At 50.2% G+C, this 11,429-nt stretch carries 9 protein-coding genes; 5 read left to right on the top strand and 4 right to left on the bottom strand.

The genetic code is table 11. The annotated features are described in order from the left end of the window. Nucleotides 1–63: 63 nt before the first annotated feature. From bioD to DCX48_02505, 3 genes are all read right to left on the bottom strand, one after another. Complete coding sequence (bioD, locus tag DCX48_02515) at nt 64–729, bottom strand: ATP-dependent dethiobiotin synthetase BioD (GenBank protein ID QXE13482.1); 666 nt, start codon at nt 727–729, stop codon at nt 64–66. Nucleotides 730–862: 133 nt separating this feature from the next. Then, nucleotides 863–2,080 carry an ROK family transcriptional regulator gene (locus DCX48_02510; GenBank protein ID QXE13481.1) on the bottom strand — a complete coding sequence of 406 codons (1,218 nt, stop codon included), beginning with the start codon at nt 2,078–2,080 and terminating at the stop codon, nt 863–865. A gap of 234 nt (nt 2,081–2,314) precedes the next feature. Then, the gene (locus DCX48_02505; protein QXE13480.1) at nt 2,315–3,211 is read right to left on the bottom strand and encodes a LysR family transcriptional regulator; all 897 of its coding nucleotides are present in this window, start codon (nt 3,209–3,211) and stop codon (nt 2,315–2,317) included. Between the two features lie 114 nt (nt 3,212–3,325). Between DCX48_02505 and DCX48_02500 the strand changes: the two genes are divergently transcribed. Next, complete coding sequence (locus DCX48_02500) at nt 3,326–4,594, top strand: MFS transporter (GenBank protein ID QXE13479.1); 1,269 nt, start codon at nt 3,326–3,328, stop codon at nt 4,592–4,594. Nucleotides 4,595–4,765: 171 nt separating this feature from the next. Continuing rightward, nucleotides 4,766–5,701 carry a DNA replication terminus site-binding protein gene (gene tus / locus DCX48_02495; protein ID QXE13478.1) on the top strand — a complete coding sequence of 312 codons (936 nt, stop codon included), beginning with the start codon at nt 4,766–4,768 and terminating at the stop codon, nt 5,699–5,701. 58 nt (nt 5,702–5,759) lie between these two features. Here the strand turns inward: tus and fumC are convergent, their stop codons facing one another. Beyond that, entirely contained in the window at nt 5,760–7,157 is a 1,398-nt protein-coding gene (gene fumC / locus DCX48_02490; GenBank protein ID QXE13477.1) for a class II fumarate hydratase, read from the bottom strand. A 239-nt stretch (nt 7,158–7,396) separates the two neighbouring features. On the opposite strand from fumC, the gene DCX48_02485 reads away from it, so the two are divergent. The 3 genes from DCX48_02485 to DCX48_02475 all read left to right on the top strand — a co-directional run bounded on the left by DCX48_02485 (nt 7,397) and on the right by DCX48_02475 (nt 11,317). Further along, entirely contained in the window at nt 7,397–8,569 is a 1,173-nt protein-coding gene (locus DCX48_02485; GenBank protein QXE13476.1) for a mannose-6-phosphate isomerase, read from the top strand. A 118-nt stretch (nt 8,570–8,687) separates the two neighbouring features. Beyond that, nucleotides 8,688–10,238 (top strand): DUF945 domain-containing protein, encoded by a 1,551-nt coding sequence (locus DCX48_02480; GenBank protein ID QXE13475.1) that lies wholly within the window; start codon nt 8,688–8,690, stop codon nt 10,236–10,238. A 101-nt stretch (nt 10,239–10,339) separates the two neighbouring features. Continuing rightward, on the top strand, nt 10,340–11,317 hold the full coding sequence (locus DCX48_02475) for an arsenic resistance protein (protein ID QXE13474.1): 978 nt from the start codon (nt 10,340–10,342) through the stop codon (nt 11,315–11,317). Nucleotides 11,318–11,429 lie beyond the last annotated feature (112 nt).

The raw sequence follows: 11,429 nt of genomic DNA, 5'->3' as shown, positions 1-11,429 counted from the left end.
ACAGGTGGCGTTACGGAGGAAATTTATTCCCGCAGAGATGCGGGAATAGAGGGCTAAAAGAAATTAGTAGCTGACGGCGGAAAGATCGATATAAGACGACAGATCCCGCTGTTCGGCACGCGGCAAGTAAGGCAGTTCACCCAGTTGCGGTGCCGGAATTTTTTTCCGCAGAACGTTAATAATTTCTGCGTAATTTGCCAGACCAGGATTAATACGGTTGGCAACCCAGCCGACCAGCGGCAGCCCATCATTGATGATCGCCTGCGCCGTCAACAGCGCATGGCTGATGCAGCCCAGCTTGATGCCGACAACCAGCACGACAGGAAGCTGTTCCTGTACCACCCATTCGGAATATGGACGCAGATCGTTCATGACGGTTCGCCATCCCCCCGTGCCTTCAACCACCACGATATCGGCTATCTCGCCCATGTGGCGCAGACCCTGTGTCATCGTGCAGTAATCAATGGCGTCTTCACTGGCGCTGATTTCATCTTCTCGCAGTGCGATGGGATTAACCATCTTATAGGGTAATTCCAGCGTGGAGGCTGCTTGAAGCAACAGTGCATCTTTATTGCGCAGGCCAGCTTCCGTCTCTTGACACCCTTTTGCTATCGGTTTGTAACCTGCAACCGATTTGCCTGCCTGCGCCAGTTTTTGCAGTAGCGCCTTGGATACCACTGTTTTGCCAACGGCGGTATCAGTACCAGTGACAAAAATACGTTTCAACATGGGATAACTCCAGACCACCTGAATACCAAAAAACAAGCACAGCTAAAATGCTTTCCAAGCGTGAAAGTCTAGGCTATGCCTCATTCGGGCGGTTTGCGTTAGCGCAATGTTTTGTTGCTCTACACCTTTATGGTTATCCCTGCAACAATTTAACTAGCAGCGTTCCATTGTAGAGAGCATCTTTTACCAGTGCGGCACCGGGCATCGTGCCCTGATTGTAAAACTGAGTAGCTTCCACCTGGATGTTGTGACTATAGGGCGGGAATGATTGTTGTTGAATACAGCCTAAAATTGCAGGGTGTAAAATGCTGGCTGCTTTATTCAGGGGGGAACCGACCAGAATTTTATCGGGGTTGAAGAGATTCACCATGATGGCGACAATTCGGCCCACGTTATTACCCACATCGTTAATGATATCTTTAGCTAACTGATCGCCTTTGAGCGCAGCATCGCACAAGTTTTCAACGCTGAGCGGTGAACCGTGCAGAAGCGAACTCATGGAGGTATTCATGCGCTGTTGTGCCAGTTCCAGCATATTTTCCGTGCTGGCGACCGTTTCCAGACAGCCGTGATTGCCGCAATAGCAACGCTTGCCATAAGGATCGACCTGCGTATGCCCGATCTCGACCAGATTCCGACTCCCTGCGTGCAGAATGCGTCCTCCGGTAATCACGCCCGCACCGACGTTATGGTCGATCACCACCTGAATCACATTTTGGCAATCGCGTGATGCGCCGTATAGCGCTTCGGCCATCGTCCAGCCGCAGATATCGTGCTGCAAATACACTGGCAGGCCCGTGCGCAGTGCCAGTGCTGGACCAATCGCCATTTCCTCAACGTCATAAAATGGCATCCGATGAATAATGCCCTTGCTGGCATCAATCATGCCCGGCGCAGTAATCGCGATTGCCGTTAACCGCTCCAGCCGTTTTTGGTGACGAATAAAAAACTGATCGATTTCATTCAGAATGCGGTCGAGCAGTGGCTGCGGAGCTTCTGCGGGAAGCGGAATTTCTTCCTCCACAACCAGCTTACTGCTGAGATCACGCAGCGCCAATAACAGGGTATTGTGGCTAATGCGTGCAGAAAGATAGTGCCAGGCCTGGGTATCCAGAATCAGGCCGATAGCGGGACGCCCTCTGCTGCCAACATCCTGATATTCAGTTTCCTGTACCAGATGAGCTTCCAGCAGTTCGCGGACGATTTTGGTTATACTGGCGGGTGCGAGCTGAGCGCGTTTGGACAGTTCGATACGTGATATCGGGCCGTACTTATCGATCAGCCGATAAACTGCACCGGCATTAATTTGTTTGATTTGATCGATGTGTCCTGGTTGACCGTCGGCAATCACAAACCTGGCTCCTACGCATTATATACCAATCATATTTCAAGCTGCCTATGCATTGGCTACAACCCGAATTATTTAGGGTATAACTGGCACTGCTGTTGAAAAATTCATCTTTATTATCGCGGTATGACTATTTTTCACGCTGCAAAATAAAAAAACTGCGGGTATGGTGGGGCTTTTCACTAAACTCGTCAAATATTTGATTCGTTATGTGATTTAGCGCGCATATTTAAAATATTATCTACCCAACATCAGCGACATCAGCATGTTAGCCGCTGCACTTTGCGGATGATGTCGCGCCGTAACCAGCCAGACTTCCGTTGTGGCGTCCTCTTCTTCCAGCAGCAAATATTTCACGCCATCAACCCGAATACGCAAAAATGACGCAGGCAAAATGGACACGCCCAATCCCGCCGATACCAGCCCAACGATGGTCATCGCCTCGCCCACTTCTTGCGTGATGTAAGGGCTGATGCCATAGCGTTTCAACAGCGTCAACGTATCGTCATACAGTGCGGTTCCAACCGCGCGGGAGAAGAAAACGAACGGCTCATTTGCCAACTGTGTGATGTTGATTGCCCGCCCTGCGGCCTGCTGCGCTAAGGGATGGGATTCCTGCACTACGGCGATCAGCGGTTCGCGTAATAGTAGTTGATGATCCAGTGCGTCCGGTAACGGGTTATTGCGCATAATGCCGATATCAAGCTTACCGTTCAGCAGCGGTTCAATTTGCTGCTTGGTGTTGAGCTCCATCATCTGAATATGCACTTCCGGGTACGTTTGGCGAAAACGCAGCAGGCTGCTGGAGATCTTTTTGATGAACGGCGCGGACGACGTAAAGCCGATTGTTAATTCCCCAATCTCGCCGCGTTGAATGCGGGACGCCCGCTCTGCCGCCTGATCAACCTGATTGATAATCGACCAGGCTTCTTTCAGGAACATTGCGCCTGCTGGCGTAAGTTGAACATTACGGTTGTTGCGCGCTAAAAGTTTTGCTCCCACCTGCTCTTCCAGAATTTGAATCTGTTGGCTTAGTGGCGGCTGTGAAATGCGTAATCTTTCAGCAGCTCGGCCAAAATGTAGCTCTTCGGCGACAGCAATAAAATAGCGAAGGTGACGCAGTTCTATATTCATATGTTAAACGTATCAATCATGATTATTAATATATTATACAAAATAATATCACTCTTCTATGATCGGCTTATTGTTGTTTTACGTCTGATTTATCTTTCCCGCTAAGGAATTATTGTGAGTAACCTGCCATCTTCTGCACCGAACGACTGGCCTATTTCTACGGTCGACGCTGCGGACGATATTGCCCCGAAATCTTCTGGAAAAACACCTTATATCACGCGTGGTACACCACAATTTATGCGTGTCACGCTCGCGCTATTTTCTGCTGGGTTAGCAACGTTCGCCCTGCTGTATTGTGTACAACCGCTGCTGCCGGTGTTATCTCAGGACTTTGGTATTTCGCCAGCAACCAGCAGTTTGTCACTTTCCGTCTCAACGGTGATGTTGGCTTTTGGCCTGTTGTTCACCGGCCCTCTGTCCGACACGATTGGTCGTAAGAATGTGATGGCCGTGTCGCTGATGCTGGCTGCAATCTGTACCATAATTTGTGCTTTTATGACCAGTTGGAACGGCATATTGATTATGCGGGCGATGATTGGCCTGTCGCTAAGTGGTGTCGCGGCTGTCGCCATGAGTTACCTGAGTGAAGAAATTCACCCCAGCGTGTTGGCGTTTTCGATGGGGTTATATATCAGCGGTAACTCGATTGGCGGAATGAGCGGACGTTTGGTCAGCGGCGTGTTAACGGACTATTTCCCATGGCGAGTTGCTATCGGTGCAATCGGCATACTAGCGCTCATTGCGGCGATAACGTTTTGGCGAATTCTGCCGGAATCACGCCATTTCCGCCCCGGCTCACTACGCCCGAAAACGCTATTACTGAATAGTAAACTGCACTGGCGCGATGCAGGCTTGCCGCTGCTGTTCCTTGAGGGATTTTTGCTGATGGGCGCATTCGTTACCCTGTTTAACTACATCGGGTATCGACTGTTAGCTCCGCCGTATTTAATCAGTCAGGCGGTGGTTGGCTTACTTTCGGTGGTCTATCTCACCGGAAGTTACAGTTCACCGAAAGCCGGTGCGTTAACGTCCCGCTACGGACGCGGCCCGGTGCTGAGTATTTCGATTCTTCTGATGCTAATCGGATTAGGGATAACGGCACTGAGCCCGCTATTCGCTATCTTTGGCGGGATGATGCTCTTTACCGCAGGTTTCTTCGCTGCCCACTCGGTAGCGAGCAGTTGGATTGGGCAACGTGCGCGGCGCGCGAAAGGTCAGGCTTCGTCCATGTATCTCTTTTCTTACTATCTGGGCTCAAGCTTGGCAGGCACGCTAGGGGGATTCTTTTGGCATTCATTCGGCTGGATGGGGATCACAGTGTTTCTCGCGACGCTCTTACTTCTCGCGTTGGTAGTCAGCCTGATACTAAAACACCGTATTTAATCTCTTTTATTACCGGGGTTTACCTGCATCAGGGTAAACTCCGCGTTGTTTCTACTCCCTTCCTCAATATTATCCCACCAGCCCTGCTTGAAAATAACGATAATCACAATTGCTGAAGTGTGTATTTATGAGTATAAACATAAGTATGTTGTAACTAAATTGGGGTTAGCTATGAATCGCTACGCGTTAATCGAACGCATGAACGACTGTTTTCAAACGTTAGAGATCAAGCTTGCAGTGATGCAGCAACAGTTTTCAACGTATCGACTGCTGGCGGGCCGCGTCTACTCCCTTCCCCCTGTGGAAAAAGGAACGGAGCACGATCCTATTGAGCACATTGCCGTCACGCAGTACGTTGGTCAGGAGGCTCAAGATAAAGGACTCGCGCACTTTCAGCGTCTGTTCATTCACCACTACCCGGAAGCGCTCAGCAGCAAAAGTGCAATTCGCTTACCAGGTGCTCTCTGCTTTGCGGTAAACGCGGCGCAATATCAGCAGGCACATTCGCTCATCGCGGAAATTAATGCACTGAAAAAAGAGCTGGAGCAGATTATTACCGTCGAATCTGGTCTAGAGCCGGAACAGCGCTTTGAGTTTGTCCACTCACACCTGAAAGGGCTGATCACACTCAGCGCTTACCGTTCATTAACGCTCATAACCAACCCAGCGTCAGTCCGGTTTGGCTGGGCGAATAAGCACGTCATCAACAACATGACACGCATAGAATTGTTGGAAAAATTGACCAAAAGCCTGAATGCAGCAAAGCATGCGGCGCCGTATACCAAAGCGCAATGGATTGAGCATGTGGAACAGGAAATGGATGCCGTATTGCAGTTACCGGAAGACGCGGTCTTGAAGATCAAACGTCCGGTAAAAGTGCAGCCAATCGCACGCGTGTGGTATGCCGAGCAGCAGAAACAGGTTCAACATCCCTGCCCGTCTCCTCTACTTGTGCTTTGTCAGCAGGAATCTGGGGGCACTATGCCGATTATCGGCGAACTCAATCCTTACGATGCCAACAACATCAAACATAAGCACAAGCCGAAAGCAGCCGAACTTCGCCTGCTTATCCCGCGTTTGCATCTGTATACCGATGCGCCGGAATAAAAAAAGCCTGCGGATATAAATCGGCAGGCTACGTGATAAAACGCTAACTACAGCGCCATTACTTTTTCAGGCTACCGACCATCTCTTCCGGTCGAACCCACTCATCAAACTGTGCTTCAGTGAGGTGGTTCAGTTTGAGCGCGGACGCCTTCAGCGTTAGCCCTTCTTTATGTGCTTTTTTTGCAATCTCAGCCGCTTTGTCATAGCCGATATGCGTGTTCAGCGCGGTAACCAGCATCAGTGATTCGTTCAGCAGTTGAGTAATGCGATCGTGATTAGGCTCAATTCCCACCGCACAGTGCTCATCAAAGCTCTTCATGCCATCAGCCAGCAGGCGAATCGATTGCAGGAAGTTATGAATCACCATTGGCCGGTACACGTTTAGCTCAAAATTACCGGAAGCTCCGCCGATATTCACAGCAACATCATTGCCCATCACCTGGCAACACAGCATTGTCAGCGCTTCACACTGGGTCGGGTTGACCTTGCCCGGCATGATGGAACTACCCGGTTCATTTTCAGGAATACTGAGTTCGCCGATGCCACAACGCGGGCCAGATGCCAGCCAACGCACATCGTTGGCAATCTTCATTAACGATGCTGCCAGCCCCTTCAAGGCACCGTGCCCGTGAACCAGCGCATCACAGGTCGCAAGCGCTTCAAATTTATTCGGCGAGGTCACAAACGGCTGACCGGTTAATTTCGCCAGTTCCGCCGCCACACGCACCGCATATTCAGGATGTGTGTTCAACCCAGTACCTACCGCCGTACCGCCCAGCGCCAGCTCGCAAATATGTGGCACGCTGTTTTCGATATGCTTCAGATTATGCTGCAACATTGCGGCCCAGCCGGAGATTTCCTGCCCCAACGTCAATGGCGTCGCATCCTGTAAATGCGTACGACCAATCTTGACGATGTCTTTGAATTCCTCGGCCTTCGACGCCAGCGTGGCGTGCAGCGCTTTCAATTCAGGAATCAGGTGTTCGTTGATCGCAACCACGGCCGCAACATGCATCGCCGTTGGAAATACGTCATTGGAACTCTGACTTTTATTGACATCATCATTGGGATGAACCAGCCGATTGTTGCCTCGCTCTCCTTCCAATAGCTCACTGGCGCGGTTAGCCAACACCTCGTTCATATTCATATTGCTTTGCGTGCCAGACCCCGTCTGCCAGATTGCTAACGGGAATTCCCCAGCATGTTTGCCAGACAACACCTCGTCCGCTGCCTGAATAATCGCATTTCCCCGATCGGCAGATAGAAGCGAGAGATCCATGTTGACGCGGGCCGCCGCACGCTTGGTTTGCGCCAGCGCATAAATCAGCGTGCGTGGCATTTTTTCTTCAGAAATACGGAAGTGTTCCAGTGAGCGTTGTGTTTGCGCCCCCCACAAATGTTCAGCAGGAACATCAATTGGTCCCATTGAGTCTTTTTCACTACGCATCGTGCTCATTACCTTTCCTCCTTAAAACACAGATTCAAATAGTAGAAGACATCGAATCACATCGCTGGGCCTATTCTGATAACACTAACTGGCCTATAACACTTATTGTGTCTACTAACACGGTCTGGCATCGCGCTACATAAAACATTACCATGAAGCGAAGAAGATGCAGTGTATTCATAATCATTCAAGTAGTTAACAGCCAGCGTCACAGAAATTAACCATTAATGTAATAGCAGGGAGCCGACATGCAAAAAATGCTCAATTGCGTCCAGCACTATGCCTGGGGCAGCAAACACACGTTAAGTGAGCTTTATAGCATTGATAACCCTAAAAATTTACCGATGGCGGAACTGTGGATGGGTGCCCATCCTAAAAGCAGTTCGGCGATTATTGATGAAAAAGGCGACACCCGCAGCCTGCGTGAGGTGATTGCCGAAGACGTGACAGCTCATCTTGGCGCAACGATCGCGCAACGTTTTGGCGAATTACCCTTTTTGTTTAAAGTATTGTGTGCAGAACAGCCACTTTCTATTCAGGTTCATCCAAGTAAATCAGCGGCAGAACAAGGCTTTGCGAAAGAAAATGCCGCCGGTATCGCGCTGGATGCAGCCGAAAGAAACTACAAAGATGCCAATCACAAACCGGAATTGGTCTACGCGTTAACGCCCTTTCAGGCCATGAACGGGTTTAGAGAATTATCTGAAATTGTGCACCTGCTAGAGCCAGTTGCCAGCGCACACCCGTCAATCGCCGCGTTTTTACAACAGCCCGATGCGAAGAACCTCGCCATGCTGTTCACTAATCTGTTGAGTATGGACGGTGAGCAAAAATCCCGTGCACTCGGCGTATTGAAGGCTGCGCTAAACAGTCAGAATGACGAGCCGTGGGCCACTATTCGCGCGATTACACAATACTATTCCGATGACAGCGGGTTGTTTTCCCCACTGCTGCTGAATGTCATTACGCTTCAACCCGGCGAAGCCATGTTCTTGTTTGCTCAAACGCCGCATGCCTATCTAAAAGGCGTGGCATTAGAAGTCATGGCGAACTCGGATAACGTGCTGCGTGCGGGGTTAACGCCGAAATACATTGATATTCCAGAGCTGCTGGAAAATGTCGTGTTTGAAGGCAAACCCGCAAACCAGTTGCTGACTACGCCACAGCGACAGGGTAATGAACTAAGCTTCCCCATTCCTGTTGATGATTTTGCTTTTTCACTGCACGAACTGAGCCAGAGCCCACAAACGCTCCGCCAAGACAGTGCTGCCATTGTATTTTGCGTCGACGGCCATGCCGTCTTGCAAAAAAATGAGCAGCGGCTCTCGCTACGTCCGGGAGAATCCTGCTTTATTTCCGCCAGTGAGTCACCGATAACGGTTGAGGGACAGGGGCGTCTCGCTCGCGTATTTAACCGATAACTTGTTCCATACGCTGTGTTACCCACGTATCGCGTTGAAAGTTACCTGCGCATTACGTTGAGAGTTACCCGCGTTTCGCGTTGAAAACGCGCATTTTTTTACTAAAGGATGAATAAAAATGAATAAGTCATTAGTCGCCGTAGGCGTTATTGTTGCTCTGGGCGCCATCTGGACCGGCGCATCCTGGTACACCGGCAAACAAGTGGCTCAGCAGATTGATGGTTTTACCGATACGCTGAACACTAAGATCAAGCAAGCCTACCCGAACGCTGGGTTAAAAGTGGTCTATCGCGACTATCAAGGCGGAATATTCAGCAGCACTCTGGCCTATGTCTTACAGACCGATGGCACAGCAAAAGGTACACAGTTCCTTGCGCCCGGTGAAGAACTCGTCTTCAACGAAACCGTGTCTCACGGGCCGTTCCCGCTGGCACAGCTAAAGAAATTCAACCTCGCTCCGTCGATGGCTTCTGTTCATACCGAGTTGGCCAACACCCCGGCAGTCAAAGCCTGGTTTGAGCTGACCAAAGATAAACCATTCTTTACGTCCGACACTCGCGTCGCTTACAGCGGTGATACGCAGTCACTTATTACGCTGGTGCCGATCGACTATCAGACGCCAGAACAGAAATTCTCCTTCAGCGGCGCAGAAGCGCTGTTGGATATCGGGCACGATCTACGCAGCAGCAAGCTGGACACCACCATCAGCAGCGTGAAGATGGAAAGGAAAAACGCTTGGGGCCAAACCGAGAAGGTCGATGTCAGCGATTTCGCCATCAAGGGGACTAATCAAAAAGGCAAATTCGATATTGATTTAGGCGATGGAGCCCTATCTCTTAAAACGATGACGTTTACCGTAGAAGGCGGCGATCCCGTTACCTTGAACGACTTCTCTCTGCAAAGTAGCGCAACGGAAGATGATAAAAATCTGGCGGGCAAAATGGACGTTACGCTGGGTTCCTTAGTCATCGGCGACCGTAATCTGGGCTCGGGTAACGCAAGCATGTCCATTTCACAGCTTGACGGCGCGGGTACCAAACAGTTCCTCACCGCCTATCAGGCAAAAGTGCAGAAACTGTTGCAAGATCCAAGTGCTATGGATCCCGATGTTTATCAGCATGAAGTCGCTATGTCTATTCTGCAATACCTGCCACAACTGCTGAAAGGTAATCCGAGCGTTGAGATTTCTCCGATCAGTTGGAAAAACAGTAAAGGAGAAGGCACATTCACGCTGGCACTGGATTTAGCCGACCCATTGCAGAGCACGGATAAAGCCGCTGACGCAACGGTATCGGATGAAGAAAAAATCATTCGTCAATCGGTCAAAAAATTCGATGCAAAACTCAACGTACCGCTCGATATGCTGGCAGAGTTAATGGTGCAGGCGGGGCCGAAACCAGCTAACGCTGAAGAGCAAAAGCAGGCGACAGAAATGGCGCAGCAGCAAGCTAAGATGATGGCAGACATCGGTCAAATGAACCAAATGAGTGTCACGAAGGACAATGCGATTACCAGCTCACTGCACTACGCTGATGGTCAAATTGACTTCAACGGTAACAAGATACCACTGGCCGATTTCATCGCCCCTTATTTCTCCGTTCCAACGGAAGAAGGTGAAGAATCCCAGCCTGGTGCGCCGCAAGAGCCGATTACACCACCGGCGCAATAATCCAGCACTCGGTAATATTACGTGCTAAAACACACGGTGGCCGCCCTTTCAGCCACCGTTTTTTCTGCCCCAAATCTTCTGCTTGATATTGAGATAACGTCATGTCCGCGCTGAAACCTTTTATGGAAGCCCATCAGGCCGCAATCTACTTTTTTGCTGTAATAGCGGCAGCGGCAATCGCCATGGTTATGCCGGAAACAGAGCAACTCAGTGCCGTGATTAATCCCGCTCTGGCGCTGATGCTGTTTGTTACGTTTCTTCAAGTTCCGCTGACCACGATCGGAAAAAGTATCACTCAGGTCAGATTCATCGGCGCGCTTCTCGTTGCCAATTTCATCGTGATTCCCTTACTGGTCGCGGCGCTGTTACCCTTTCTCCCCGCCGAACTGCTGGTGAAGCTAGGCATCATATTAGTGCTACTCGCACCCTGTATAGATTACGTGGTGACATTCGCGCATCTGGGCCGTGCCGATGCCGCCCGCCTTCTGGCCGCAACGCCCATACTACTGATGCTGCAAATGCTGGCGTTGCCCTTTTACCTGACGCTATTCCTCGGCCATGAGGCCGCCAGACTCATCGTCTTCGCACCCTTTATCGACGCATTTATCTGGCTCATCGCCATACCTTTAGCACTGGCAGCCCTTCTGCAATGGCTAGCGGCGCGGCTGCGTGTTATGGCTACATGTTCAGATGCATTAGGCTATCTCCCCGTTCCAGCCACGGCTCTGGTGTTGTTTATCGTGGTGGCTGCTGTCATTCCACAATTGCGCACCACCTGGGAATCCGTTTTACTCGCAATACCGTTTTACCTGCTCTTCGCTCTGCTGGCGCCGTTGCTTGGCTGGTTAACTAGCCGCGTATTCCGATTGGATTCGGCTGGCGGACGAGCAGTGGCTTTTAGCGCCAGCACACGTAACTCTCTGGTTATTCTCCCGCTGGCCTTGGCAATACCGGGCGCACTACCGTTACTTCCCGCCGTCATTGTCAGCCAAACTTTAGTCGAGTTACTCAGTGAACTCATTTATATCCGGGTTATCCCTAAGTTAAACGCGCCTGAAATTAAGCAAAAAAAACAATAACAGATTGTTTTTGCTCAATTATTGTCCATTGCGCTTGAATTTTATCGGTAACGATTAGCTATTTACCACGATTTCTTTTTATACTTTGTCCTATGAAAAACAATAATCAGAC

Origin of the sequence: Pectobacterium atrosepticum (assembly GCA_019056595.1) — a bacterium.
GTDB lineage: Bacteria > Pseudomonadota > Gammaproteobacteria > Enterobacterales > Enterobacteriaceae > Pectobacterium > Pectobacterium atrosepticum.
The sequence above is the reverse complement of the archived record's forward strand: the minus strand, read 5'-3'. Positions and strand labels throughout refer to the sequence as shown.

What these genes read in the sequence shown, in the direction of transcription:
- bioD (QXE13482.1), bottom strand. Translation starts at nt 729, where the DNA reads ATGTTGAAACGTATTTTTGTCACTGGTACTGATACCGCCGTTGGCAAA.
- DCX48_02505 (QXE13480.1), bottom strand. Translation starts at nt 3,211, where the DNA reads ATGAATATAGAACTGCGTCACCTTCGCTATTTTATTGCTGTCGCCGAA.
- tus (QXE13478.1), top strand. Translation starts at nt 4,766, where the DNA reads ATGAATCGCTACGCGTTAATCGAACGCATGAACGACTGTTTTCAAACG.
- fumC (QXE13477.1), bottom strand. Translation starts at nt 7,157, where the DNA reads ATGAGCACGATGCGTAGTGAAAAAGACTCAATGGGACCAATTGATGTT.
- DCX48_02485 (QXE13476.1), top strand. Translation starts at nt 7,397, where the DNA reads ATGCAAAAAATGCTCAATTGCGTCCAGCACTATGCCTGGGGCAGCAAA.
- DCX48_02480 (QXE13475.1), top strand. Translation starts at nt 8,688, where the DNA reads ATGAATAAGTCATTAGTCGCCGTAGGCGTTATTGTTGCTCTGGGCGCC.
- DCX48_02475 (QXE13474.1), top strand. Translation starts at nt 10,340, where the DNA reads ATGTCCGCGCTGAAACCTTTTATGGAAGCCCATCAGGCCGCAATCTAC.